The sequence below is a fragment of the Pseudomonas sp. LAMO17WK12:I1 genome, assembly GCF_900177315.1.
In the GTDB taxonomy this organism is placed as follows: domain Bacteria; phylum Pseudomonadota; class Gammaproteobacteria; order Pseudomonadales; family Pseudomonadaceae; genus Aquipseudomonas; species Aquipseudomonas marginalis.
In genome coordinates this window covers 51,053-75,673 of record NZ_FWZV01000021.1, presented here as the reverse complement: position 1 = coordinate 75,673, position 24,621 = coordinate 51,053, and the positions used below count along the sequence as shown (strand labels likewise).

The 24,621-nt window shown below is 62.5% G+C and carries 21 protein-coding genes and 2 pseudogenes; 9 read left to right on the top strand and 14 right to left on the bottom strand.

All coding sequences use genetic code 11. The features are described 5' to 3' along the window. The first annotated feature begins 29 nt into the window (after positions 1-29). Complete coding sequence (yegQ, locus tag B9N88_RS30040; protein ID WP_027603149.1) at positions 30-1,349, top strand: prephenate-dependent tRNA uridine(34) hydroxylase TrhP; 1,320 nt, start codon at positions 30-32, stop codon at positions 1,347-1,349. Here yegQ and B9N88_RS30035 read toward each other — a convergent pair. The 6 genes and pseudogenes from B9N88_RS30035 to B9N88_RS30015 all read right to left on the bottom strand — a co-directional run bounded on the left by B9N88_RS30035 (position 1,346) and on the right by B9N88_RS30015 (position 7,037). Further along, the gene (locus tag B9N88_RS30035) at positions 1,346-2,554 is read right to left on the bottom strand and encodes a pyridoxal phosphate-dependent aminotransferase (RefSeq protein ID WP_027603148.1); all 1,209 of its coding nucleotides are present in this window, start codon (positions 2,552-2,554) and stop codon (positions 1,346-1,348) included. The genes yegQ and B9N88_RS30035 overlap by 4 nt on opposite strands. Next, positions 2,551-3,210 (bottom strand): RraA family protein, encoded by a 660-nt coding sequence (locus B9N88_RS30030; RefSeq protein ID WP_027603147.1) that lies wholly within the window; start codon positions 3,208-3,210, stop codon positions 2,551-2,553. The genes B9N88_RS30035 and B9N88_RS30030 overlap by 4 nt, the downstream gene beginning before the upstream one ends. Then, complete coding sequence (locus tag B9N88_RS30025) at positions 3,207-3,875, bottom strand: RraA family protein (RefSeq protein ID WP_027603146.1); 669 nt, start codon at positions 3,873-3,875, stop codon at positions 3,207-3,209. Before B9N88_RS30025 ends, B9N88_RS30030 begins: the two co-directional genes overlap by 4 nt. Positions 3,876-3,976: 101 nt before the next feature. Beyond that, positions 3,977-4,732 carry a methyl-accepting chemotaxis protein gene (locus B9N88_RS33440; protein ID WP_370671271.1) on the bottom strand — a complete coding sequence of 252 codons (756 nt, stop codon included), beginning with the start codon at positions 4,730-4,732 and terminating at the stop codon, positions 3,977-3,979. A 102-nt stretch (positions 4,733-4,834) separates the two neighbouring features. Beyond that, positions 4,835-5,656 (bottom strand): annotated as a pseudogene (locus B9N88_RS33435) (cache domain-containing protein); the annotation flags it as partial. 61 nt (positions 5,657-5,717) lie between these two features. Beyond that, on the bottom strand, positions 5,718-7,037 hold the full coding sequence (locus B9N88_RS30015) for a Na+/H+ antiporter family protein (RefSeq protein WP_166655334.1): 1,320 nt from the start codon (positions 7,035-7,037) through the stop codon (positions 5,718-5,720). A gap of 184 nt (positions 7,038-7,221) precedes the next feature. On the opposite strand from B9N88_RS30015, the pseudogene B9N88_RS33430 reads away from it, so the two are divergent. Further along, a pseudogene (locus B9N88_RS33430) lies at positions 7,222-8,565 on the top strand (HAMP domain-containing protein); the annotation flags it as partial. Between the two features lie 102 nt (positions 8,566-8,667). Continuing rightward, the gene (locus tag B9N88_RS33425; RefSeq protein ID WP_371263343.1) at positions 8,668-9,423 is read left to right on the top strand and encodes a methyl-accepting chemotaxis protein; all 756 of its coding nucleotides are present in this window, start codon (positions 8,668-8,670) and stop codon (positions 9,421-9,423) included. Between the two features lie 67 nt (positions 9,424-9,490). Here the strand turns inward: B9N88_RS33425 and B9N88_RS30005 are convergent, their stop codons facing one another. From B9N88_RS30005 to B9N88_RS29990, 4 genes are read right to left on the bottom strand one after another with little or no spacing between them, the layout of a single operon-like run. After that, entirely contained in the window at positions 9,491-10,810 is a 1,320-nt protein-coding gene (locus tag B9N88_RS30005; protein WP_027603142.1) for a sensor histidine kinase, read from the bottom strand. Beyond that, a complete protein-coding gene (locus B9N88_RS30000) occupies positions 10,807-11,475 on the bottom strand; it encodes a response regulator transcription factor (RefSeq protein ID WP_027603141.1) in 669 nt (222 codons plus the stop codon). The genes B9N88_RS30005 and B9N88_RS30000 overlap by 4 nt, the downstream gene beginning before the upstream one ends. Continuing rightward, positions 11,475-11,786 carry a PepSY domain-containing protein gene (locus B9N88_RS29995; protein ID WP_027603140.1) on the bottom strand — a complete coding sequence of 104 codons (312 nt, stop codon included), beginning with the start codon at positions 11,784-11,786 and terminating at the stop codon, positions 11,475-11,477. Before B9N88_RS29995 ends, B9N88_RS30000 begins: the two co-directional genes overlap by 1 nt. After that, positions 11,786-12,088 (bottom strand): PepSY domain-containing protein, encoded by a 303-nt coding sequence (locus tag B9N88_RS29990; RefSeq protein WP_027603139.1) that lies wholly within the window; start codon positions 12,086-12,088, stop codon positions 11,786-11,788. The genes B9N88_RS29995 and B9N88_RS29990 overlap by 1 nt, the downstream gene beginning before the upstream one ends. Before the next feature lie 194 nt (positions 12,089-12,282). Between B9N88_RS29990 and B9N88_RS29985 the strand changes: the two genes are divergently transcribed. From B9N88_RS29985 to codA, 6 genes are all read left to right on the top strand, one after another. Continuing rightward, on the top strand, positions 12,283-13,362 hold the full coding sequence (locus B9N88_RS29985) for a patatin-like phospholipase domain-containing protein (RefSeq protein ID WP_027603138.1): 1,080 nt from the start codon (positions 12,283-12,285) through the stop codon (positions 13,360-13,362). Positions 13,363-13,438: 76 nt separating this feature from the next. Next, positions 13,439-13,795 carry a 6-carboxytetrahydropterin synthase QueD gene (gene queD, locus B9N88_RS29980; protein ID WP_003237990.1) on the top strand — a complete coding sequence of 119 codons (357 nt, stop codon included), beginning with the start codon at positions 13,439-13,441 and terminating at the stop codon, positions 13,793-13,795. 314 nt (positions 13,796-14,109) lie between these two features. After that, positions 14,110-14,733, top strand: a complete 624-nt coding sequence (locus tag B9N88_RS29975) for an NUDIX hydrolase (RefSeq protein ID WP_027603137.1) — start codon at positions 14,110-14,112, stop codon at positions 14,731-14,733. A 190-nt stretch (positions 14,734-14,923) separates the two neighbouring features. Beyond that, the gene (gene codB / locus B9N88_RS29970) at positions 14,924-16,186 is read left to right on the top strand and encodes a cytosine permease (protein WP_027603136.1); all 1,263 of its coding nucleotides are present in this window, start codon (positions 14,924-14,926) and stop codon (positions 16,184-16,186) included. Beyond that, positions 16,183-17,388 (top strand): PucR family transcriptional regulator, encoded by a 1,206-nt coding sequence (locus B9N88_RS29965; protein ID WP_027603135.1) that lies wholly within the window; start codon positions 16,183-16,185, stop codon positions 17,386-17,388. The genes codB and B9N88_RS29965 overlap by 4 nt, the downstream gene beginning before the upstream one ends. Positions 17,389-17,415: 27 nt before the next feature. Next, positions 17,416-18,651, top strand: a complete 1,236-nt coding sequence (codA, locus tag B9N88_RS29960) for a cytosine deaminase (RefSeq protein ID WP_027603134.1) — start codon at positions 17,416-17,418, stop codon at positions 18,649-18,651. An 8-nt stretch (positions 18,652-18,659) separates the two neighbouring features. Here the strand turns inward: codA and B9N88_RS29955 are convergent, their stop codons facing one another. Genes B9N88_RS29955 through B9N88_RS29940 form a run of 4 tightly spaced genes read right to left on the bottom strand, consistent with a single transcriptional unit; the run spans position 18,660 to position 24,455 of the window. Beyond that, the gene (locus tag B9N88_RS29955; protein ID WP_027603133.1) at positions 18,660-20,810 is read right to left on the bottom strand and encodes a lipase family protein; all 2,151 of its coding nucleotides are present in this window, start codon (positions 20,808-20,810) and stop codon (positions 18,660-18,662) included. Between the two features lie 12 nt (positions 20,811-20,822). Further along, entirely contained in the window at positions 20,823-21,605 is a 783-nt protein-coding gene (locus B9N88_RS29950) for a hypothetical protein (RefSeq protein WP_027603132.1), read from the bottom strand. Further along, positions 21,598-22,434: a DUF4123 domain-containing protein gene (locus B9N88_RS29945; protein ID WP_027603131.1), complete on the bottom strand. Its 837-nt coding sequence runs from the start codon at positions 22,432-22,434 to the stop codon at positions 21,598-21,600. Before B9N88_RS29945 ends, B9N88_RS29950 begins: the two co-directional genes overlap by 8 nt. Then, complete coding sequence (locus B9N88_RS29940; RefSeq protein ID WP_027603130.1) at positions 22,434-24,455, bottom strand: type VI secretion system Vgr family protein; 2,022 nt, start codon at positions 24,453-24,455, stop codon at positions 22,434-22,436. Before B9N88_RS29940 ends, B9N88_RS29945 begins: the two co-directional genes overlap by 1 nt. Positions 24,456-24,621 lie beyond the last annotated feature (166 nt).

Genomic DNA, 24,621 nt, shown 5'->3' with positions numbered 1-24,621 from the left:
CGCTCGCGGCCTTTTGCGACCCGATCCCCATGCCTCTCGTCCTTGCCCCCGAACTGCTCGCCCCCGCCGGCACCCTGAAAAACATGCGCTACGCCTTCGCCTACGGCGCCGACGCGGTCTACGCCGGCCAGCCGCGCTACAGCCTGCGGGTGCGCAACAACGAGTTCGACCACGCCAACCTCGCGCTCGGCATCCAGGAAGCCCACGCGCTGGGCAAGCGGTTCTACGTGGTGGTGAACATCGCGCCACACAACGCCAAGCTCAAGACCTTCCTCAAGGACCTCGCCCCGGTGATCGCCATGGGCCCGGATGCGCTGATCATGTCCGACCCGGGCCTGATCATGCTGGTGCGCCGGCACTTCCCGATGATGCCGATCCATCTGTCGGTGCAGGCCAATACGGTGAACTGGGCCAGCGTCGAGTTCTGGCAGCAGCAAGGGATTTGCCGGGTGATCCTGTCGCGGGAGCTGTCCCTGGAAGAAATCGGCGAGATTCGCCAGCAGGTGCCGGCCATGGAGCTGGAAGTGTTCGTCCACGGTGCCTTGTGCATGGCCTATTCCGGGCGCTGCCTGCTCTCGGGCTACATGAATAAACGTGACGCCAACCAGGGCACCTGCACCAACGCCTGCCGCTGGAAATACCAGGCCACCCCGGCGGTGGAAAACGCCACGGGCGATATTGTCCAGGTGTATCAACCGGAACCCACACTGGGGATCGGCGCGCCCACCGACCAGGTGTTCCTGCTGCAGGAAGCCAACCGCCCCGACGAACAGATGCCCGCCTTCGAAGATGAACACGGCACCTACATCATGAATGCCAAGGACCTGCGCGCCGTGCAGCATGTGGAGCGCCTGACCCACATGGGCGTGCATTCGCTGAAGATCGAAGGCCGCACCAAATCGCATTTCTACTGCGCCCGCACGACCCAGGTGTACCGCCAGGCAATCGATGATGCCGTGGCCGGTCGTGCGTTTGACCGCAACCTGATGACCGACCTGGAATCCCTGGCCCAACGCGGCTACACCGAAGGTTTCCTGCGCCGCCACGTGCACGACGAATACCAGAATTACCAGAACGGCAGCTCAGTGTCCGAGCGCCAGCAGTTTGTCGGCGAATTGACCGGCGAGCGCCGCGGCGAACTGGCCGAGGTCAAGGTGAAGAACCGCTTTGCCGTGGGTCATCACCTGGAGCTGATGACCCCCGCCGGCAACTTCCACTTTGACCTGGCCAGCCTGCACAACGCCAAGGGTGAAGCCATCGATGTGGCGCCGGGAGATGGACACACGGTGTATGTGCCCCTGCCGACCGAAATGGACCTGCGCTTCGGTTTGCTGATGCGCGACGTCTAACGGGTCGCAGCGCAGAACCGGTGGATCGCCTCGCAGGCCTGGCGCAACGAGGCGTCGTCCAACGCGTAGGCGATGCGCAGGTACGGCGCCAGCCCGAACGCACTGCCGGGCACCACGGCCACATGGGCTTCGTCGAGCAAGGCATCGGCCACGTCTTCGTCGGTATGCAGCCGCTTGCCGGCCGGCGTGGTGCGGCCCAGCAGGCCGGCGCAGGACGCAAAGGCATAGAACGCACCGTCCGGGTTCATGCATTCCAGCCCCGGGCTGGCGTTCAGCAAGGCCACCACCAGGTCACGGCGCTGCTCGAATACCGCCCGTGACTGCTGGATAAAGTCCTGCGGGCCGGTCAATGCAGCAATCGCGGCCTGCTGGGAAATCGCACTGGCCCCCGACGTCTGCTGGCCCTGGAGTTTTTCCATGGCGGCCAGCAACCAGCGCGGGCCGGTGGCGAAGCCGATGCGCCAGCCGGTCATGGCATAGGCCTTGGACACGCCATTCATGGTCAGCACCCGTGGCGCCAGGCGCGGCTCGACTTGCGCCAGGGTGTGGAAGGTTTGCCCGCCGAACAGCAAGTGCTCGTAGATATCGTCCGCCAGCACCAGCACATGGGGATGTTTCAACAGCACCTGCGCCAGGGCCTGCAACTCCAGCCGGCTGTACACGGCGCCGGTCGGGTTGGACGGTGAGTTGAGGATCAGCCAGCGCGTGCGGGGGGTGATCGCCTGCTCCAGCGCCGCCGCGGTCAGCTTGAACCCCTCCTGGGCGGCGCACGGCAAAATCCTTGCGGTACCGCCGCACAATTCGACCATTTCCGGGTAGCTGACCCAATAAGGCGCGGGCACGATCACCTCGTCGCCTGCATTCAAGGTGGCGGCCAGGGCGTTGTAGATCACATGCTTGCCGCCGTTGCTGACCAGGGTGTCCTGCCAGGTGACGTCCAAGCCGTTTTCGCGACGGAACTTCTGCGCCACGGCTTCACGCAACGCTCGCACTCCGGCGACCTGGGTGTAACGCGTATGGCCGTTGCGGATCGCATCGATACCTGCCTGGCGGATGTGTTCCGGGGTGTCGAAATCCGGCTCCCCGGCACACAACGAGATGATGCTTGCGCCCTCGGCGCGGCGTGCGGCCACGCGGTCGATGATACGGTAGGTGGCAGACGGTCGGGCCTGGGCCAGGCGCGTGTTCAGGCGTTCAATGGTCATGCGTCCTTCCTCTGCAAGGTGTGATAGCCCAAAGACTCACGCGCCTGCCTGAGTGTCCTGCCGGCCTCGATCTGCGCGCGGATCCGGGCTTCCACCGCCTCGATCTGCCGGGCCGTACGCGCGACCTCCTCGGCACGGGCACGCGGCACCACCAGTACGCCATTGGCGTCGGCCACCACAATGTCCCTTGCACACACGCGCGCGCCGCTGATCGCCACCGGCTGGTTCACCGCCAGCACTTCCACACGGTCCTTGCCGGTGCGCATGTAGCGGCCCTTGGTGAACAACGGATAGCCATCGCCGAGGGCTTTGCTGACATCCCGGCACACCCCGTCGATCACCGTAGCGGCAATGCCCCGGCTGCCTGCGTACTGGGTCATGATGTCACCCCACACCGTGCAATCGCTGCGCCCGGCGTTGGCGATAACCACCACATCCCCCGGCAGCACGTCTTCGATAAAGTCACCGACCGAGCCCGGCGGCATACTCGCCGGGACGTATTGCACGGTAAACGCCGGGCCCACCACGGTGCCCCGGTAGTTATCCAGCGGTGCGATGCCCAGGCATTGGCCGGCAATCCCGAGTTTATCCATGGCATCCGACACACCCGGTGTATCGAGCCCGGCAAACAGGGCGACAAGGTGTTGATCGTTCATCGGGCAGGCTCCACGCGGATGGCTTCGAAATGGCTGTCGTGCATCACATCGGCCACCGAGCGGCCGCTGCGCACGGCCTCGACCATGCCGGCTTCACGGGCGGCGATGCGCTCAGCCAGGTCCAACACCTGCTCGATAACGGCAGCGGGGATGAACACCGTGCCGCAGCGGTCGGCAATCACGAAGTCGTCCTCCGACACGTTCACACCGCCCACGCTGACAGTGACGCCGGAATCGACCTGCACCACCCGGTTGCGCGCGCTGATCATGGTCACGCCACGGCCATAGACCGGGTAGCCGATGGACGCACTGCCGTCGATATCGCGACTGCAACCGTCGATCACCGAGCCACGAATGCGCCTGGCCACGGCGGCATTGGCGATGATGTCGCCCCAGCAGGAGATCCCCTCCAGCCCACCGGCGATCACCAGCACACGGTCGTCGGTGGTGATCGCGTCGATCACCGGGGAAATCAGGTGCACGGCGGGCGCGGCGTCAGTCTTGGGCGCCAGCTTGACCGTGCTGGCCCGGCCCACCACCTTGGGGCAGTCCCACAATGGGCGGATGCCCACCACTGCCCCCGGCAGTTGCAGGAAATCCAGTGCGTCGGAGACCGTATTGGTGTCGAGTTCAGCCAGGCGCTGAAGCGGGTCGGGAAGTGGCATGAGGTGAGCCCCTGTGGTGAGTGGGGCTCAAGTCTCACTGAGGGGCGGTGATAGGTATATTCGTATTAACGGTGGATAACCATACGCTCAACCTATGAGAATCAGATCCTGAACTGGCCGACCAATTGGCCCAAGCGTTGGCCCAGGTCCGCCAGACTGCGCGACGTCTGGGCGCCCAACTGGGTTTCATCGGCCACGCTGTCCACCGCCACGGCGATCTGATGCACACTGCGGTTGATCTCTTCGGCAACGGCAGTCTGTTCTTCGGCGGCGCTGGCAATCTGCGCGTTCATCGAGTTGATGGTGCCGATCAACTGGGCCATGGTGTCCAGGGACGCCCCGGCTTCGTTGGCCTTGGCCGAGGTGCCGTCGCCGGCATCGCTGGAGCGGCGCATGGCATCCACGGCCGCCTCGGTGCCTTTTTGCAGGCGGTCGATCATGCCCTGGATTTCCTGGGTGCTGGTTTGCGTGCGGCTGGCCAGGGCGCGCACCTCGTCGGCGACCACGGCAAAACCGCGCCCGGCCTCCCCTGCCCGCGCGGCCTCGATCGCCGCGTTGAGGGCCAGCAGGTTGGTTTGTTCGGCAATCGAGCGGATCACGCCGAGCACGCTGACAATCGACGACACGTCCTGCTGCAGGCTGTCGAGGGACACACCGCTGCTGCGGATGTCATTCACCAGCGCATGGATCTGCGCGATGCTGCCGTCCACCACGCGCTTGGCGGCCTGGCCTTCGGCGTCGGTCTGTTGCGCGGCCACGGAGGCGCCCTGGGCACTGCGCGCCACTTCTTGCGCTGCGGAGGACATCTGGTTGATGGCGGTGGCCACCTGGTCGGTCTCGTGACGCTGGCGTTCCATGGCCTGCTCCGAGCGCTGGGCCTGGTCGGACACCTGGCTGACCAGGCCGGTAAGTTGGGTGGTCATCTCGGTGATCTGGCGCACCAGGCCGTGGATCTTGTCGACAAAGCGGTTGAACGCGCCGGCCAGGTCGCCCAGTTCGTCCTGGCTGGTGATGGCCAGGCGGCGGGTCAAATCGCCTTCACCGGCAGCGATGTCGTCGAGGTTGGCTTTCATCAAATGCAGCGGGCGCAAAATGGTGTTGGCCAGCAGCATGCCGACGGCGGCGATCACCAGCAACACCACCACGGCCACGCCGAGGATGCTCAGCAGCACGCCTTCCATGCGCGTTTTCACTTTGGCTTCGACCACCGCCACCTGGGCTTCGATGCCATCCAGGTTCACCGAGGTGCCGATGACCATGTCCCACTTGGGCAGGTATTCGGTGTAGCCCATCTTGGGCACCAGTTCGGTCTGGCCGGGCTGGGTCGAGCTGTATTGCAGGTAGTGGGTGCCGTCCTTGCCGACCTTGACCAGGTCGCGGTTGACGTAGACACCGTTGGGATCACGGTTGTCCTTGAAGCTCTTGCCCACGCCGTCGGGGCTGTTGCCTTTGAACAGGCGGATGGTCTCGGAGTCGTAGCCGAAGAAGTATCCGTCCTTGCCATAGCTGGTGTTGGACAGCAGCTTGACCACCTCGGCCCGCGCCGCAGTATCGCCGGGGGCGGCCGCGTCATAGAGCGGCTTGATGGTGGTCATGGCCACTTCCACATAACTTTGCAGGGTGGCCTTGGCGTTGTTGAGCAGGCGCTGGCGGGTTTCATCCACCTCGTTGCGCGCCTGGCCCTGGAGGATCCACACGGTGGTCAGGCTGATGACCACGGCGAACAGCAACACCGGCACAACGGCGAGGGACAGGACTTTGGCCTTCAGGCTCAGACGCATGGCTTTTCTCTCTTATTGGGCGACTTGAGAGGTTATCGGCCAGCGCCTGTGAATCTGTAGATCAGAGCGTCATCGCCGCCAGCCAGCCAAACGCCAGCAACGGAAGGTTGTAGTGCAGGAACGTCGGCACCACGGTGTCCCAGATATGGTGATGCTGGCCGTCGATATTCAGGCCGGAGGTCGGGCCGAGGGTGGAGTCCGAGGCGGGCGAACCGGCATCACCCAGCGCCCCGGCAGTACCGACGATGCACACGATGGCCAGCGGGCTGAAGCCCAGTTGCACACACAGCGGCACGAAAATCGCCGCCAGGATCGGCACCGTGGAAAACGACGAGCCGATGCCCATGGTCACCAGCAGCCCCACCAGCAACATCAACAACGCCCCCACCCCACGGCTATGGCCGATGAACGCCGCCGAGGTTTCCACCAGCGAGCGTACGTCGCCGGTGGCCTTGAGCACTTCGGCAAAGCCTGACGAGGCGATCATGATGAAGCCGATCATCGCCATCATCTTCATGCCTTCGGTGAACAGGTCGTCGGTGTCGCGCCAGCGCACGATGCCCGAGACCGAGAAGATCAGGAACCCGGCCAGGGCACCGATGATCATGGAGTCCAGCCACAACTGGATGATGAACGCCGAGGCAATCGCCAGGCCGGCCACCAGCAGGGTCAGGGGGTTGTACTGCACCGCCACTTGCTCGACCCGCTCGATTTTCTCCAGGTCATACACGCGCTTCTTGCGGTAGCTGATAAACACCGCCACCAGCAACCCGACCACCATGCCCAGCGCCGGCAGGCTCATGGCGTGGGTGACGTTGACCTGGCTGATGTCCACGCCGCTCTTGGCCACGTTGGCCAGCAGGATCTGGTTGAGGAAGATATTGCCGAAGCCCACCGGCAGGAACATGTACGGAGTGATCAGGCCGAAGGTCATCACGCAGGCGATCAGGCGGCGGTCCAACTGCAATTTGGTCAGCACATACAGCAGCGGCGGCACCAGCAACGGGATAAACGCGATATGGATCGGCAGGATGTTCTGCGACGCAATCGCGACCACCCACAGCAGGCCGATCAGCAACCATTTGACGTGGTTGCCGCCGCTGGCTTCCTGACGGTCGACCAGCAGCAAGGCCTTGTCCGCCAGGGCGTGGGCCAGGCCGGACTTGGCAATCGCCACGGCGAAAGCGCCGAGCAAGGCGTAGGACAAGGCCACGGTCGCCCCCCCTCCCAAGCCACCGTTGAACGCCTTGAGCGTGGCCTCGATGCCCAGGCCACCGGTCAGGCCGCCCACCAGGGCGCCGACAATAATGGCGATGACCACATGCACGCGGGACAGGCTGAGCACCAGCATGGTGCCGACCGCGGCGATGACTGCGTTAATCATGGTTACCTCAAGCAGAAACATACAAAACAGGCATGCCCGCGCCCGGGCGGCCATCGGATGGCAGCCGGCGTGCAGGCTTGAAGGTGGTCTTATTAGAGGGCGCGCACTGTGCAGCAGGTCGCGTCCCATGTCAAAAAACGGCGCCGCTTTCAGGTTTAAATTGATCGTTTGAATAAAGAAAATGCCAGATCGGCCGATAACCGGGCTCTATGTGTTTTCAGGTAAGGATGTACCGATGTCCCTCAGACAGCTCTCCATTCAATGGAAAATCACCCTGCTCGCCGGCCTGTGCCTGCTGGGGATCGTGACCCTGCTGGTGGGTTTGTCGTTGTACCGCATGGCGCAGAGTTCCGAGCAGGTCAAGGCTTCCAGCATGCAGATGCTCGATGAAGCGGCCCAGGCTCGCATCGAGGCCCAAGGTGAGGTGCAGGCCGCGGGCATCCGCCGGCAATTCATGGACGCCTACCAATATGGGCACGGGTTTTCCCGCCAGGTCCTGTTCCTGCGTGAGCAAGCCGAAAAACGCTTCCTCGACGCCTTCGACACCCGCGAAGACCTGACCCGCCAGGTCAAGGCCGCCCTGCAGGCCAATCCGGAACTGCTGGGGCTGTCCCTGGTATTCGAAGCCAATGCACTGGATGGCAAGGATGAGTTGTTCGCCGGCCAGGCCGAACTGGGCAGTAATGACAAGGGCCGCTTCGCCCTGTACTGGTCGCAGCCGACGCCGGGCACGCTGACGTCGATGGCACTGCCGGAAAGCGACATGTCCGACACCCGCGTCGGCCCCAGCGGCGAACCGGCCAACGCCTGGTTCACCTGCCCGCGCAGCACCCTCAAGCCGTGTGTGATCGAACCGTACTTTTATGTGATCGACGGGCAAAACGTGCTGATGACCAGCATCGTGTTTCCGTTGACGGTCAATGGCAAGGTGATCGCTTCGCTGTCGGTGGACATCAACCTCAACAGCCTGCAGGCCGTGAGCCAGCAGGCCAGCCAGAAGCTGTATGACGGCCAGACCCAGGTCAGCATCCTCAGCCCCACCGGTTTGCTTGCCGGCTACAGCGCGGACGCCAGCCAGTTGAGCAAACGCCTGGATCAGGTCGATACGCAAAACGGCGCGCAATTGATCAGCGCCCTGGCCGGAGGGACACAGACCCGCAGCCTGCGCACCGACCATCAGCTCAAGGTGCTGGCGCCGTTCGCGCCGATTCCCGACGGCAAGCCATGGGGCGTGTTGCTGGATGTGCCGGAAAAAGTCCTGGTGGGGCCGGCTGAAGCACTGAAGGCCCAGATGGACGCCGATAATACCCGCGGCACCCTGCTGGAACTGGGCCTGGGCCTGCTGGCCGCCGTGATCGGCCTGATCCTGGTCTGGCTGATGGCCCGCAGCGTGACCCGACCGATCCTCGGCGTGGCCCATATGCTTGAAGACATCGCCAGCGGCGAAGGCGACCTGACCCGCCGCCTGGCGTATGACAAACAGGACGAACTGGGCCAGCTCGCCGGCTGGTTCAACCGTTTCCTCGACAAGCTGCAACCCATCATTGCCGAAGTCAAACGCTCGGTGCAGGACGCCCGTGGCACCGCCGACCAGTCCGCCGCGATTGCGACGCAAACCAGCGCCGGCATGGAGCAGCAGTACCGCCAGGTCGACCAGGTGGCCACCGCCTCCCACGAAATGAGCGCCACCGCCCAGGACGTGGCCCGCAGCGCCGCCCAGGCGGCCCATGCCGCGCGGGATGCCGACCAGGCTACCCGCGACGGCCTGACAGTGATCGACCGCACCACCACCAACATCGGCCAACTGGCGGCCGATATGAGCACCGCCATGGCCCAGGTCGAAGGCTTGTCCGCCAACAGCGAGAAGATCGGCTCCGTGCTCGAAGTGATTCGCGGCATCGCCGAGCAAACCAACCTGCTGGCGCTCAACGCGGCAATCGAAGCCGCCCGCGCCGGTGAGGCCGGCCGCGGGTTTGCCGTAGTCGCCGACGAGGTACGCAACCTGGCACGGCGGACCCAGGAGTCGGTGGAGGAAACCCGCCTGGTGATCGAACAATTGCAGAGCGGCACCGAAGAGGTTGTCGGTTCCATGGGCAACAGCTATCGCCAGGCCCAGGGCAGTGTCGAACAGGTCGGCGAGGCCGTTACCGCCCTGCGCCAGATCGGCGATGCGGTCACGGTCATCAGCGACATGAACCTGCAAATCGCCAGCGCCGCCGAAGAGCAAAGCGCGGTGGCCGAAGAGATCAACCACAATGTGGCGACCATTCGCGATGTGACCGAGTCGTTGTCGGAACAGGCCAATGAGTCGGCGCGGGTGAGCCAGGCGTTGAACAGCCTGGCGAATCAGCAGCAGGGGTTGATGGACCAGTTCCGCGTCTGAGGGTCGCAGGCAGTCCAATGTGGGGGGGCCACAGAAAGCCCCCTGCCACATTTTGATCTACGGTGTGTCAGCCATGGCGCTTGGGTAATTCGATCAGCGCCTTGAGCCCGCCCAGTTCGCTCTCCTGCAACTGCAACACCCCGCCCCACACCTCGACAATGTCGCGCACGATCCCCAGCCCCAGGCCATGGCCGTCGATCTGTTCGTCCAGGCGTGCACCGCGGCTGAAGACCTGGCCACGCTGGGCCTCGGGAATCCCGGGACCGTCATCTTCCACCGCCAGCAGGTAAGCGTGGGGCGTCTCGCTGACGCTCACGCGCACCTCCGCATCCGCCCATTTGCAGGCGTTGTCCAGCAGGTTGCCGAGCAGCTCCAGCAAATCCTCGCGGTCCCAGGGCAATTGCAGGCCCGGCGCGACGTGGTAGCTGAGGTCCAGGTGTTCGCCATGGATCATGTTCAAGGTGGCGAGCAGGCCGGGCAGTTCTTGTTCACAGTCGAACAAGGCACCCGGCAGGGTCTCGCCGGCCAGCCGGGCGCGATTGAGTTCACGGTTGAGGCGTTGTTGCACCTGCTCCAATTGCTCGCGCAGCAGTTTGCTCAGTTCGGGGTGATCCTTGAGCGCCTCGCTCGAGGCGGCGCTCAACAGCACCGCCAGCGGGGTTTTCAGCGCATGCCCAAGGTTGCCGAGGGCATTGCGCGAACGTTTGAGACTGTCTTCGGTGTGGGCCAGCAGGTGGTTGATCTGGGCGACCAGTGGCTCCAGTTCCAGCGGCACCTGGGTGTCGAGTTGCGAGCGTTGGCCTTGTTGCAGTTGGGCGATCTGGTTACGCGCGTTTTCCAGCGGGCGCAAGGCACGACGCACGGTGACTCGCTGCAAAAACAACACCAGCAGCAGTGCCGCCAGCCCCAACACCAGGCCGATCCGACGCATCAGGCGAAAACTTTCCCGCACCGGGGTGTAGTCCTGGGCCACGCTGATGGAAATCGATTGGCCAAAGCGTTTGTAGTCCGAACGCAGGACCAGCAATTGCTGGCCTTCGGGGCCCAATTGCAGGTTGCCCTTGAGCCCGGCCTCGGGCAGTCGGGGCAATTCCTGGTCCCACAGCGAACGGGAGCGCCAGTGAGTGTCGGCAAAATCGATGCGGAAGTAATGCCCGGAAAACGGCCGCTGGTAGGCCGGCGACAGGCGCTGCTCATCCAGTTGCACACCGTTGGGCCCGCGTACCAGGGCGACCAGCAGGTTCTCGGCATCGTTGCGCAACCCGGCTTCCAGGTAGCGTTGCAAACCGGCCTCGAACAACCACAGGCTGGTTTGCGCCAGCACCACGCCGACGATCACCATCACGCTGATCAGGCCCAGGCTCAGGCGGCGCTGAATCGACTTCATGCAGGGCTGGCGCCAAACCGGTAACCCTGGCCGCGCCGGGTTTCGATCACGCTGCGCCCGAGTTTGCGGCGCAGGTGGTTGACGTGCACTTCCAGCACGTTGGAGTCGCGCTCGGTCTCGCCGTCGTACAGGTGCTCGGCCAGGTGGCTTTTCGAGAGGATCTGTTCGGGGTGCAACATGAAGTAGCGCAACAGGCGAAATTCTGCGGCGGTCAGTTGGATCTCGTCGCCATCGCGCAGCACGCACTGGCGGCCTTCGTCCAGGTGCAGGCCGGCAGCCTGCAAGGTGGGTTGGTTGGCCTGCCCGTGGGAACGGCGCAACAGCGCCTGGATGCGCAGGTGCAGCTCTTCGGGGTGAAAGGGTTTGCTCAGGTAATCGTCGGCACCGGCCTTGAGCCCTTCGATACGCTCGGCCCAGGAATCGCGGGCGGTGAGGATCAACACCGGGGTGGCCAGTGCGGCGGCGCGCCATTGCGCCAGCACCTCAAGGCCGGGCAAACCGGGCAGGCCGAGGTCGAGGATGATCAGGTCGTAGGGTTCGCTGCGGCCCTGATACGCGGCGTCACGGCCGTCGGCCAGCCAGTCGACGGCATAACCCTGGCGCTGCAGGCCGGCCAGCAGTTCATCGGCCAGGGGTACGTTGTCTTCCACCAGGAGCAGGCGCATCAGTCTTCCTCATCTTTGATCAGTACACCGTTGGTGGCGTCGAGTTTGATCTCGCGCACCACGCCGTCGGTGGTCACCAGTTCCACTTCGTAGGCATATTGGCCGTGCTTTTTCTCAAGCTCGGCTTCCAGCAGGCGCGAGCCGGGATACCGCGCCATGGCCTGCTGCAACAGTTGCTCCAGAGGCAGGATCACCCCCTGCTGGCGCAGCGCCAAGGCTTCGTCCTGGTTGAGGTCGCGGGCCTGCAAGCCTGAGCAGAACACCACCAGCACCAACGCCACTCGACTGCCGGCGCGTAAATTTACCTTCATTACGTATCCTGATGATTCTTGAGAACCTGCCCGGTGAGCGCGTCCAATTCGACCTCCCATTCAATGCCGTCGGCATCTTGCAGTTCGACTTCATAGACATACTTGCCGTAAGCCTCGTCCAGGTCGGTGTCCAACAACGTTGAACCGGGGTGCAGGGCCTGGGCTGTGGCTTCGAGCTGGTCGAACGCGACAATTGTAACAGTGGCGGGCACGGTCAGTGGTTTGTCGGGGTCCACGGCTCCGGCCTGGGTCGCCGTGGAGGCGATGATAGCGGCGGCGACCAGAGCAGTGAGGCGTTTCATGATGAGTCTCCGTTACACGATGTTTTTCCTACACCGGCCACGGTAGCGGCTGCAACTTAACTGAAACTGAATTGCCACCATGGCAATTTCCAGCAGCCGTGACAGGCTACGATGCTTATTCAGGATTCACGCGGTATCGTTAGCGTTTTTCGCGAGCACGCTTGCACCTGCACCTCGCTTCAACAGAGACCGGTATGACAGCCATCCACATCAAGTTCCCCGCCCTGACCCTCAAGGCCGGCAAACGCGCCTTTGCGCGCATTCGCGAAGAGGGCCTCAAGCCTGCGGATGTCGGCACCCTTCCCGGTGCGGCCGGCGGCCCCAAGGCGCTGGGAATCCAGGGCCTGGACCTGGCGCTGTTCGGCGACTGGCTGCCGCGCGCACCGCGGGAGCGGGCGTTGATCGGCGCATCGATCGGTTCCTGGCGGTTTGCCAGCGCCTGCCTGCCCGACCCGGTGCAAGGCCTGCTGGACCTCGGCCGCCTGTACAACGAACAACGCTTTGCCAAAGGCGTGACCATGGCCGAAGTCAGCCGCAGCTGCCAGCGCATGCTCGACGACCTGCTGGCCGGCCGCGATGCACGGGTGCTGGACAACCCCGACTACCGGCTGAACATCATGGTGGTCAAGAGCCACGGCCTGCTCGCCGATGACCACCGCGGGCGCCTGGGTTTGGGCCTGTCCTCGGTGATTGCCGACAACCTGCGCGGCCGTGCGCGACTGGCGCGGCATTTCGAGCGGCTGATCATCCACGACCCGCGCCAGGCACCGCCGGTGCACCCGCTGAAGGATTTCCCCTCGCGCTTCCTTGCGCTGGACATGGGCAACCTGCGCCAGGCATTGCTGGCGTCCGGGTCGATCCCCATGGTGATGCAAGGCGTGCGCGACCTGCCCGGAGCCGGCACCGGCACTTACCGCGACGGCGGCCTGCTGGACTACCACCTCGACCTGCCCTACCACGGCGACGACATCGTGCTGTACCCGCACTTCACCGACCGGGTCATCCCCGGCTGGTTCGACAAGGGCCTGCCATGGCGGCGCAGCAACCCGCACGGTTTGCAGGATGTGTTGCTGCTGGCGCCATCCAAGGACTACCTGGCCCGCCTGCCCCACGGCAAACTGCCGGACCGCAGCGACTTCAAGCGCTTCATGGGCGACGACCCGAGCCGCAACAAGTACTGGCAAACCGCGATGAGCGAGAGCCGACGGCTGGGGGATGAGTTTCTACAACTGGCCGATAACCGTGGCCTGGGCGAGCGCTTGCAGGCGCTTTGACCCAGCGGTATGCGCGGCATGGGATCAAGCTGTTAAACTCGCCGCCTGCCAGATACCTGACCGAGCTGAAAATACTGTGGAAATCTTCAAAGAGTTTACCTTCGAGTCCGCCCACCGCCTGCCCCACGTACCGGAAGGCCATAAGTGCGGGCGCCTGCATGGGCATTCGTTCAAGGTGGCGATCCACCTGAGTGGCGACCTGGATCCCCATACCGGCTGGATTCGTGACTTCTCGGAGATCAAGGCGATTTTCAAGCCGCTCTACGAACGCCTCGACCACAACTACCTCAATGACATCCCAGGCCTGGAAAACCCCACCAGCGAAGTGCTGGCCAAGTGGATCTGGACTGAACTCAAGCCGCTGCTGCCGGAGCTCAGTGCGATCCGTATCCACGAGACCTGCACCAGTGGCTGCATCTATCGCGGCGAGTAAGCCTGCACTGTTAAAAAACCACTCTTGCGGTTAATGCCAGTCAGTTAAGGAGGAACACTGTAACTGTGGTGAGCGGGCTTGCCCCGCGTTGGGCTGCGCAGCAGCCCTAAAACACAGTCCCGGACCTGCCTGGCACACTGCAGCGCTCTTATTGGGGCTGCTGCGCAGCCCAACGCGGGGCAAGCCCGCTCGCCACAGGTTACTGTTTGCCCGTTCTATCTCTTAACTGATCGGCATTACCCTTGCGGTGGTTTTTTTGTGCCTCCCGTAGCCCCCTTCCACCCTTGCCCTTCTTCGCGGCCGAGGAGATGTCCATGGAAACTACCTGGCTGGCCCAGGCCAAACGCTTGCAAGCCTTGGCCTCCACGGGGCTGCACTTTTGCACCGATGATTTCGAGCGCGAACGCCTGGAAGAAATCGCCGAGATTGCCCACAGCATGCTGGCGCAGCTGGGCAATGTGCCCCTGGAGCGCATCACCGGGCTGGTGTCGGATTTCGCCCAGCGCTATTCGACGCCGATGATCGACGTGCGTGGCGCGGTGATCGAGGGTGAGCGGATTCTGCTGGTGCGCGAGGCCACCGACGGTTGCTGGGCGCTGCCCGGTGGTTATGCCGATATCGGGTTGTCGGCGGCGGAAAACATCATCAAGGAAATTCGCGAGGAAGCCGGGCTGAGCGTTACTGCGCGGGCGCTGTATAGCGTCACCCACAAGGCCAAGGGGTTGTACCGGCCGGATGTGCGGGATTTCTACAAGTTGTATTTCCTGTGTGAACGGGTGGATCAACTGGCGCCGGTGGCCGGGTTCGAGACCACCGAGGTGGGCTTTTTCAGCCTGGACGAGCTACCGCCGCTGTCCCGTGGACGCACCATCGAAAGTGATCTGGAGGCGGCGTTCGCCTTTCATCGCGGCGAGACCACGCAGACGCTGTTCGACTGATCCAATTTGTATCACTGCTGCACCGCTTTCGTGCCCGACTGGGCACAGCGAACACTCCCGCCTGCGTTCCCCGCCTGTTTGGCTATAAATACTGTGCACGGTGCACAGCGGCGACCGTGCGCCTGTCACTGCCGGTGATTTGGCACGCCCGGTGCAACAGGCCTGCGTCACTCATTCAGGGAGCACGCACATGACGCAGCAAGAACCGGGCAACGATTACCCCTTAAGCGAAGTCCCCATGCATGCGCGCAAAGGCCTGGCGTCGACCGCCATGGTGCTGCTGGGCTTTACCTTTTTTACCGCGACCATGTTTGCCGGCGGCAAGCTCGGGGTGGCGTTCAGTTTCACCGAGATGCTCGGCGTGGTGGCCCTGGGTAACCTGCTGTTGGGTATCTACGCCGCAGGCCTGGGTTACATCGCGTTCAAGAGCGGGTTGAACTCGGTGTTGATGGGCCGCTTCTGCTTTGGCGAGGTGGGCAGCAAGCTCAGTGACTTGATCCTCGGGTTCACCCAGATCGGCTGGTACGCCTGGGGCACCGCCACGGCGGCCGTGGTGCTGGGCAAGTATTTCGAGCTGAGCCAGGGCAGCGTGCTGGCGTTGATGGTGCTGTTCGGCCTGGTGTTCTGCGCCACGGCCTACGTGGGTTATCGCGGGCTGGAGATCCTTTCCTACATCGCGGTGCCGGCCATGGGCCTGTTGCTGTTGCTGTCGATGTGGGTCGCCACGGTGAAAGTCGGCGGGCTGGACGGGCTGCTGGCGGTGGTGCCGACCGGCGAGCTGGATTTGTCCACCGCGATCACCCTGGTGTTCGGCACGTTCGTCAGCGGCGCCACCCAGGCCACCAACTGGACGCGGTTTTCCCGCTCGGCCAAGGTCGCGGTGCTGGCCAGCCTGATCGGGTTCTTTATCGGCAATGGTTTGATGGTGCTGATCGGCGCCTATGGCGCGATCGTCTACCAACAGCCCGACGTGGTCGAAGTGTTGCTGCTGCAAGGCTTCGCCATGGCGGCAATGGCCATGTTGCTGCTCAATATCTGGAGCACCCAGGACAACACCATCTACAACTTCGCCGTGGCCGGCTGCAACCTGCTGCGCACCAAGCGGCGCAAAACCGTGACCTTGACGGGTGCGGTGATCGGCACCTTGCTGGCGTTGCTGGGCATGTACGACATGCTGGTGCCCTACTTGATCCTGCTGGGTACGGTGATTCCGCCGATTGGCGGGGTGATCATGGCGGACTTCTTCTACCGCTGGCGCGGCCACTACCCGCGCCTGGCGGATGCGCGCCTGCCAGCCTTCAACTGGGCCGGGCTGGTGGCGTACGCGGTGGGTACCGTGCTGGCGTTCAACTCGCCGTGGGTCGCGCCGTTGGTGGGCATCGCAGCCGCGTCGCTGACCTACGTCGCACTCACCGCCGTGCTGCGCGTGCCTTTGGCTGATGCCCGGGCATGAGCCTGACCATTGCGGAGGTACTGGCGTTGCCGGGGCTGGAATCCATGCGCCTGCGCGCCGGCGCTGCCGCCCTGGATAACGTCGTGCGTTGGCCTTATGTGGCGGAAAACAGCGGGATCGCCGAGTGGGTGCTGGGCGGTGAATTGGTGTTCGTCACCGGCATCAACCACCCACGGGATGAGGCCAACCTCCTGCAACTGCTGGACGAAGCCTGCCAGCGCCAAGTGGCCGGGTTGGTGATCCTGACGGGAGCGGCGTATATCCAGGCGATTCCCCAGCGCTTGCTCGACGCCGCCGAAGCCGCCGGCATGCCGCTGATCGAGCAGCCCTACTCGCTGAAAATGGTGCTGGTGACCCAGGCGATTGGTTCGGCGCTGATCCAGTCCGAGCAACTGGGACGCTCGCGGCACGACGTGCTGGAGCGCTTGCTGAGCGGGGATTATCAATCCCTGGATTTGCTGCTGCATCGGGCCGTGCAATTGAATATGCCAATGGCCGGGCATTGGCAGGTCGCCCAGCTGCAATTGGAAGGCAGTGAGCTGCTGTTTGCCCAGGGGGACGCGGCACAGGTGGAGGCACAGCTGGCGCGACAACACGACGGTATCAGTCGGCGCTTGCGTCAATTATCGGCGGTACTGCCGGTACTGGGGCGCGCCGGACAATGGACCCTGCTGCTGCCGGCACCGGATGCCGTCACGGCCTTGGCCAACCGCCAGCAACTGGCCAACTGGCTGAACCCGCTCAACCTGCGCCTGGCGCCGCTGAAATTGTTTATCGGCCTGAGCGCCGCTGCACACCCACCCGCGCGCCTGGCCCAGGCGCAGGACGAAGCACGCCAGGCATTGGTGGCGGCACGACGCTTCAGCGAGCGTGCCGGGCTATGCGTGTATGACGAACTGGGCGTGCTCAAGCTGCTCAGCGGTGTCCGTGATCGCGCCCTGCTCGACCAGTTCCTCAATGAACGCCTGGGCCCGCTGCTGCGTCACGACCTGCACCACGGCCCCAGCCTGATGCCGACCCTGGAAGCCTGGTTTCACGAGAATGGTAACCTTGTGGCTGCCGCCCAGCGCCTGGCCTTGCACCGCAATACCCTGACGCACCGTGTCCAGCGCATCGAAGCCCTGTGCGGTCTGACACTGGATAACGCTTATGACCGCCTGGACATCGGCATCGCCCTGATGATCTGGCGGCTGTCTGCCTGATTGTTTTTAGCCAAGAGGAACTTGCCCATGCACATCATCAACGCCCGCCTGCGCAACCGTGAAGGCCTGCATGATCTGCACCTGGAACACGGCCGGATCGCCAGCATCACCCCACAAACAACAGCGCCGGCAGTGGGGCCCAATGACCTGGATGCAGCCGGCAACCTGGTGATACCGCCCTTCGTCGAACCGCATATTCACCTTGATGCCACCCTCACCGCCGGCGAACCGCGCTGGAACATGAGCGGCACCCTGTTCGAAGGCATCGAGTGCTGGGGCGAACGCAAGGCCACCATCACCGAGGAAGACACCAGGACACGCGCCAAAAAGACCATCCAGGCCCTCGCCGCCCACGGCATCCAGCATGTACGCACCCATGTCGATGTCACCGACCCCGACCTCACGGCGCTCAAGGCCATGCTGCAAGTGCGCGAAGAAAGCTCGCACCTGATCGACCTGCAAATCGTCGCCTTTCCCCAGGAAGGCATCGAGTCGTACCGCAACGGCCGCGAACTGATGGAAGAAGCCATTCGCCTGGGCGCCGATGTGATCGGCGGCATCCCCCACTTCGAATACACCCGCGACCAAGGCGTGAGTTCGGTGAAGTTCCTGATGGACCTGGCCGAACGCACCGGCTGCCTGGTGGATGTGCACTGCGACGAAACCGACGACCCGCACTCACGCTTCCTCGAAGTACTCGCCGAAGAAGCCCGCAGCCGCGACATGGGCGCCCGCGTCACCGCCAGCCACACCACGGCCATGGGTTCCTACGACAATGCCTACTGCGCCAAACTGTTCCGCCTGCTGGGGCACTCCGGGATCAGCTTCGTCTCTTGTCCCACCGAAAGCATCCACCTGCAGGGTCGCTTCGACAGCTTCCCGAAACGCCGTGGTGTCACCCGGGTCAACGAGCTGCTGGAGGCCGGCATGAACGTATGCTTTGGCCAGGACTCCATCGTCGATCCCTGGTACCCGCTGGGCAACGGCAACATCCTGCGCGTACTGGAAGCCGGTTTGCACATCTGCCATATGCTCGGCTACCGCAACCTGCAAAGCGCCCTCGACCTGGTGACCGACAACAGCGCCAAGGCCATGGCCCTGGGTGACCGTTACGGCCTTGAAGCCGGGCGCCCGGCCAACCTGCTGATCCTCTCGGCCGACAGCGACTACGAGGTGATTCGCAGCCAAGGGCTGCCGCTGTATTCGATTCGCCACGGCAAGGTGTTGATGAAGCGCCAGCCCGCGCAGGTGGAGTTTGTCTAAGCACCCAGTCAGACGATTGAGTCGAGATCCAGCGGCTGTGCCCTCCCCAGCTCACTCTGCGCAGCGGGAGGGATGCTCGCGACCTGAGGCAACGCCTGGTTTTCACGATGGCGGAACCAGCGCTTGAGACTGGGTTGCAGGTTGGAGCAGTGGCTATGGCTGCCGTAGACATCACGCGCTTCAAGACGACGCCAGCGCAGGGTTTGCAGGCGTTCGCGACTGGTGTACAGGCGGTCGATCTCAGCGTTCAGCGGCTCATGGTATTCATAGGCACGGTCGTTGGCCGGGCGCTGTCGAGTCAGTTCACGCCGCTTGTCTTGCAGTTGCTTGCCCATGGTCGCAAGGGCGTGGTCGAGCAGTTCAAACTCCCGTTGGGTCACCAGAGGACCGTTGCTATCCACAGCCTGTTGCCAGCGACGCAACGTCGCCCAGGCGGCCGGGATGTAGCTGGCGGTCATGAAATGCTGCTTGTATTGCACCAACTGTTTGATCAGGCCTTCGCGATCGGGCATGTCACCGCGCGTTTGCCATGCCCGGTTGCGGCCGGCTTCTTCAATGGACTCGCAGCCCGGCTTCCACAGCACGGACGAATGCGTACCGTCCGGGAGCACGATCGGCATGAAGTGCTGTTGATCGCCGTGGTGTTGGTAGGGGTTGCCGCCAATACGCACCAGGCCGGCGGCGAACAACAGGCCCCCGGCCATGGGGGCGCTGAATAGCGTGACGGCACCGGGGATCCAGAGTTTGGCGGTGGTGTTCATCCAAGGCGCCGGGACGCTGGGGACCGGGTCGTTGTGGTTGACGATGCGGTGGTGCACCAACGCGGAAGCGCCGGCAGTGAACTCGGCATCGGCGGCGCGGGGGGCGCCGTAGGTGTAGAGGAGGATGTTGTAGTGAGCGTCGGAAATTCGGCGCAGCCCCTCAGCCAGAAGCAACGCGATGGCGCCGCCAAGGCTGTGACCACATATAACTATTCGTTGCCCGACATGAAACTGGTCGAGGTATCGCAGCACGAAGTTACGTACCGCTCGGTAAGCCTGATAAAACCCCTCATGCGCCTTGCCTACGCCATCGATGAAGGGCACTTGATGGGCGTTGGCATCTCGCAATCCATCAGATGGGCTGGCGGTGCCACGCACCGCTATCAGGATGACCTCATCGTGGTGGGTTATGAAAGCCTGGGTATCAGTACCGCCTTTTTCGTCATCGAAGAAGTGCAAATGCGCAGGGTGTTCCTGTTTTTCCTCCAACTCCGGACGATTTTGCGGATACAGCTCAGGATCGAAGGGAAGAATTTCAAAACGCCGTGAGTAAGGTACATCCTCATAAAGCGGATAAAAACGTCGCACTTGCTCCGGATCAACTCGCCAGGCTTGGTGAAACCCAGATAGTTGTTCAGCAAACAAATTTCCAACACTGGGATCCACTGGAAAGCGCACTTGATCAAATGGTTTGTCTGGGGGCTCCTGGCCAAAATCGCAGTAACTCAACGCCGCAAACAGTGCCAATTGGTACAGGTTCAAGGCACAGAAGCGGTCTTCCGTGGATAGCATTGGACGCAGGGCTCGCAGTGGACGTACTTCGAGAACGGTGTGATTGCTCGGGAACAACACCACCCCTGATAAGGAGGGTTGGGACGGACCGAACCCCAGATCAGCCATCATTTTTAGGGCATGGCGTTTGGGTCGGTAAGCAGTGGGTGTCACGGCAGGTAGATGGGAGCCCTGACGAACCAAGTCGCTCACTTCAACCTGATAAAAGTGGTCAGCTTTCTGCCGCGCAGAATTGCTCTCGGTTTGCTCACCGCTGGATTTTGAAAATTTCGTTTGTTCAGCTCTGACCTGAAGGTCGGTGATGGGTAACGGATACTTTTCTCGCCTCTGCAATGTCGAATAGTAGCTCCCCAACTCCTGATACATAGCATCGAAAACCAACACTACAGGACCACGGCAGTGCCCCTCTAATCGTACAAAACCATCTCCATTCAAACGGCCTGCGTATCGCTGCCCTGCACTGTCAAAAATTTCATAGTTGAGCCCTCCATAGGCTTTCCCGTCACCGGACTCGTCCACTAGACAAAAACTCAGCCAGTCTCCACGCAGCGTACAGGCGGGAATTTTTTCGTTAAAAAACGGTTTTTTCCATTGTTCTATCGTCATGCCTGAACATCCTTATTCACTGCAACTTGGATATATGTCACATACACGCCCATCGGGCATTTTGAAGGATTTGAAATCTGTAGTGTTACCCCCACAAAACGCGTACTGGTCCTCAAAGCTTTTGCCTCGACAGCGTTTCCACCCTTGAGAAAAACGAACCCAGTTATCGCCCATATAAGGTCGTTCCTCACTAATGAGGTTCAGCTTTATCACTACCTTTTTCCCACCCAACTCATCTCGCGAAAAAACACCGTTCGAGTGAGTTTTATATCTTTGCCCTGTAGCGCCCAGCGAATTACAGTTCAGAACCTTTCTGATCGCATGTATCGGCCCCACAGTCCGAAACAACCACTGACATTGCCAAGACAGTTCCTGAACTCCCGACTCCGGCATTCCAGGCCTATCACCCTCCAGACGATCCCGAATCGAAATCCCCGCAATATCCCCGCCAACATCCGAATCCCGCGTACCCCACTTAGCGTAAAAATCAAACTCCACATTGCGTAATACCAGCGGACACCCCTGTACCGTTTCACTCAGCGGTAACTCATAACTCGCCCGACTTGCCACCGGTTTGTACTCGGTAAAAAAAACCTTCCTCTCCGGCCTCTTGCCTCGGCGCCTTGGCAAGGTGCAGGTCTCACCCGTTGCGGGCCCGTAGTTGGCGGCAGTTTTAAGTTCAAATTCCGCCGGTAAATCCACCTCCAACGTAAAGCGATCAACCGGCTTCATCGCACACCCCGAAAGTCCCGCCGTTGCCAGTGCAAGCAGCACGCCCCATACACGCTTACTCATCCTTGTTCTCCAACATGAGCCACTGCTGCTTAACTCGTTCAAAGTGATCCCGCGGTGTTTCTCCAACCGTCGGCTGCCAACGAATCCCACTGCTGCGAGTGGCCTCTTCCAACCGTCGCACGACCAGAAACTCCAACTGTTCCGGCTGGCTCCATCGCCAACTGCGAGCCTGTTCCAACACTTGGGTCAGCCAGACCCTGGGGTCTTGGAACTCAACCAATGCCGCCAGATCTTCACTGCGTTCAGCCAGCAGGTAACGCAGGATATTGGCGTGCAGGATGGCGCTGGCATTCGGGTTGGGCGTGTTCAGCCAGGGGGCTGGCTCGGGCACCGGATAGTCACCGGGGGCAGGGTTGTCGCCACGGTGCCAACTGCCTTCATGCCAGTAGCACACACTGATCAGTGGGCCGAGGAATGCTGGCCAGTGTTCAAGGCCCAGATGGTTCAGTGCGCGCGCCAACGTACGATTGTCGTGAAGGCGGTACAGCGTCCGGTTATTCTCCGGTCCGACCAGCAGCCGGTCGCGCCAATGCCGGGACATGTCCGTCAGGTCCGCGTCTGGCAAGCTGCCCAGCCAGCCCCAATTCATCTCTGGTTCTTGCAGAAGATCGAGCAACGCGGGCTCCCCTACCTGATCCAGCAACAGGATCACGGGGCCAGCCATGGCCATTTCCGCCAGTGGGGTTTGTGCGTAGAGGCGGCAGTACGCTGGAAAACCGCGTGCCGCCAACATTGGCTGGCACGCTGCGTGATTTCCCTCAAGCATCAGGCACAGCCTGTGCCCCGCCTGTTGCTGTTGGCTCATCCATCGGCTTGGAAGGTTTTCCATCAGGCCGCCCTCCCGCCGACAGTGCAGAGGCCTTCGCGGCAGTCCTCGCATAGCGGGCAGAAGTCCGCATCCAGTTGCCTGGCCAAGTGCATGATGGCGCCCTGTGTGGCGGAGATTTTCGGGCTCTGCGCAACCAACAGGGCGTTCGCCGACCTGGTCGCGGACGGGGTTCCACCGAGGGTGATGGGCCGACTGCTGAAAATGCCGCCTGCCTGGATCACCAGGTGCTCTCCGCCGGCCTTGAAACTCAGTTGTACGCCCGCGTCGATCACCAGGCTGGCGCCGGCCTTGAGATGCACCTGTTGCCCGGCTTCAATCATCAGGGTTTGCCCGACATAGGTCCGGCTGTCGCCCTGCACGTCCAGATGATCGCTGGCGTTGAGTGCAACCTTGCGGTCACCGGTGACGTGACGATGCTCCTCGCTTTCCAGGTGCGCCGTACTTAACCCTCGAATGATTTCACGCCGCTCACCGGCCACTTCCAGGCGACTGTCATGCCCCACCTGCTGCTCCAGGTCCCGCTGGGCACGAAGGTAGATGAGCTCCTTGCCACGGCGGTCTTCCAGGTGCAATTCGTTGCCGCCGCCTCCGCCCGGGGTGCTGCGACTGCGCAAGACGCTGCGGGTCTTGTGTTGCGGCAAGGAATAGGTCGGCATGTGCAACGCATTGGCCAGGCAACCGTTGACCAGCGGCTGGTCCGGGTCGCCCTCCAGGAACGTCACCAGCACTTCCATGCCCACCCGCGGGATCATCGTTGCGCCAAACCCGTCTCCGGCCCAACCCGATGCCACCCGCACCCAACAACTGCTTGTGTCATCGCTCTTGTCCAGTCGGTCCCAGTGAAACCGTACTTTCACCCGGCCGTATGCATCGCAATGCACCTCCTCGCCGGCAGGCCCGGTCACCGTGGCGGTCTGGGTGCCGTGGATGGTCGGCTTGGGGTGCTTGAGAGGGGGTCGATACGGCGCACTCCAGGGTGTCGCGGTGAAACGGTTGCGATACCCCTGGAATGCATCCACCTCCTCACCAGTCGCATCCTCCAGCACCTGCGGTTGATAACCCTCGTGACGGACCGAAGTGATCAACCATAAATCATTGCAGGCCGGATCCGGATGGTCGTGCAGCTCAAGAAAGTGCCCACTGCGCAGCACCGCTTGGTCGCTCTTGCCCAATGCACGATATCGGCCGATCTGAAGGCGCTCCAACCCCCTGCGCGCCAGGCGAGCCCCCCGTGCATGGCCGGTAAACCCAGCCGGGTAGCGGTAGTCCTCAAGGGGTTGCGCTGAGGCAGAACCCGCGCTGTCTTGCAGGCATAAGGACGGATGCTCGAAGTCATGATCACGACGCACCGTTCGCTGGCTGCGGGTCGCCAGGCGTACGTCGAAACGCTGGATAACCCGTGTCTCGGCCAGCGGGCCGCCGGCAGATGAATAACGCTGCGCAGGCAGGCGCTGAAATACGGTCTGGTCGTCGCCAAACACCAGCACATGCTGGTGCTCGCTGTGACGGAAGTGGTAGTGAATGCCCTCCTCTTCACACAGCCGCTGGATGAAATGCAGGTCGGTTTCCGCGTATTGCACGCAGAACGTCCGCGGCGGGTAGACCACCGGCCCCAACTCAAAGGCATAGCGGTCGGCCAGGATGCCGTGGTGTTCGAGGACTGCCGCGATGATCTGCGGAACGCTGCGCTGCTGGAAAATCCGCTGGTCGCGTCGATGGGCAAGGTAGGCGAGACTCGGCGCCAATGTCAGGTGATAGCGGGTGAGCCGCCGCCCGGGGTCGTCGCGGCCAATCGCGTAAACCTGCCCGTGCAGGCCTTCATTCGCATCGCCAAAAACCAGGTAGGCAGGCTGGTGGAGCAGTGACTCCAGGTCCAGCGAAGGGTTTTCGCTGACCACCTGCACCTGGATGAAAAACGGCTGATCAAGCACCTCCTGACCGTTGAACGCCAGTACTTGAAAGTCAGTCTTTATGCCTGGAAGGATTAATTTGAAACGTGACGAAACAAACGCGTTAACCATCCGTTGTTACCCGCCAATATCGATAGTTATTACCGGACTGAGATACCTCCCCCGCCAAACATGAAATAAGTTGCCGAGGAAAAGCGCCTGAACGCCTTGAAGCTTAGCGTTTCCAGGAAAAAATCGGTCCCGAAAAAATAAAAAAGAAGTTTCGTACGACTGAGAT

Coding starts and splice junctions, on each gene's coding strand:
- yegQ (WP_027603149.1), top strand. CDS start 30: ATGCCTCTCGTCCTTGCCCCCGAACTGCTCGCCCCCGCCGGCACCCTG.
- B9N88_RS30035 (WP_027603148.1), bottom strand. CDS start 2,554: ATGACCATTGAACGCCTGAACACGCGCCTGGCCCAGGCCCGACCGTCT.
- B9N88_RS30030 (WP_027603147.1), bottom strand. CDS start 3,210: ATGAACGATCAACACCTTGTCGCCCTGTTTGCCGGGCTCGATACACCG.
- B9N88_RS30025 (WP_027603146.1), bottom strand. CDS start 3,875: ATGCCACTTCCCGACCCGCTTCAGCGCCTGGCTGAACTCGACACCAAT.
- B9N88_RS33440 (WP_370671271.1), bottom strand. CDS start 4,732: ATGGAACGCCAGCGTCACGAGACCGACCAGGTGGCCACCGCCATCAAC.
- B9N88_RS33425 (WP_371263343.1), top strand. CDS start 8,668: ATGGAGCAGCAGTACCGCCAGGTCGACCAGGTGGCCACCGCCTCCCAC.
- B9N88_RS30005 (WP_027603142.1), bottom strand. CDS start 10,810: ATGAAGTCGATTCAGCGCCGCCTGAGCCTGGGCCTGATCAGCGTGATG.
- B9N88_RS30000 (WP_027603141.1), bottom strand. CDS start 11,475: ATGCGCCTGCTCCTGGTGGAAGACAACGTACCCCTGGCCGATGAACTG.
- B9N88_RS29995 (WP_027603140.1), bottom strand. CDS start 11,786: ATGAAGGTAAATTTACGCGCCGGCAGTCGAGTGGCGTTGGTGCTGGTG.
- B9N88_RS29990 (WP_027603139.1), bottom strand. CDS start 12,088: ATGAAACGCCTCACTGCTCTGGTCGCCGCCGCTATCATCGCCTCCACG.
- B9N88_RS29985 (WP_027603138.1), top strand. CDS start 12,283: ATGACAGCCATCCACATCAAGTTCCCCGCCCTGACCCTCAAGGCCGGC.
- B9N88_RS29975 (WP_027603137.1), top strand. CDS start 14,110: ATGGAAACTACCTGGCTGGCCCAGGCCAAACGCTTGCAAGCCTTGGCC.
- codB (WP_027603136.1), top strand. CDS start 14,924: ATGACGCAGCAAGAACCGGGCAACGATTACCCCTTAAGCGAAGTCCCC.
- B9N88_RS29965 (WP_027603135.1), top strand. CDS start 16,183: ATGAGCCTGACCATTGCGGAGGTACTGGCGTTGCCGGGGCTGGAATCC.
- codA (WP_027603134.1), top strand. CDS start 17,416: ATGCACATCATCAACGCCCGCCTGCGCAACCGTGAAGGCCTGCATGAT.
- B9N88_RS29955 (WP_027603133.1), bottom strand. CDS start 20,810: ATGACGATAGAACAATGGAAAAAACCGTTTTTTAACGAAAAAATTCCC.
- B9N88_RS29950 (WP_027603132.1), bottom strand. CDS start 21,605: ATGAGTAAGCGTGTATGGGGCGTGCTGCTTGCACTGGCAACGGCGGGA.
- B9N88_RS29945 (WP_027603131.1), bottom strand. CDS start 22,434: ATGGAAAACCTTCCAAGCCGATGGATGAGCCAACAGCAACAGGCGGGG.
- B9N88_RS29940 (WP_027603130.1), bottom strand. CDS start 24,455: ATGGTTAACGCGTTTGTTTCGTCACGTTTCAAATTAATCCTTCCAGGC.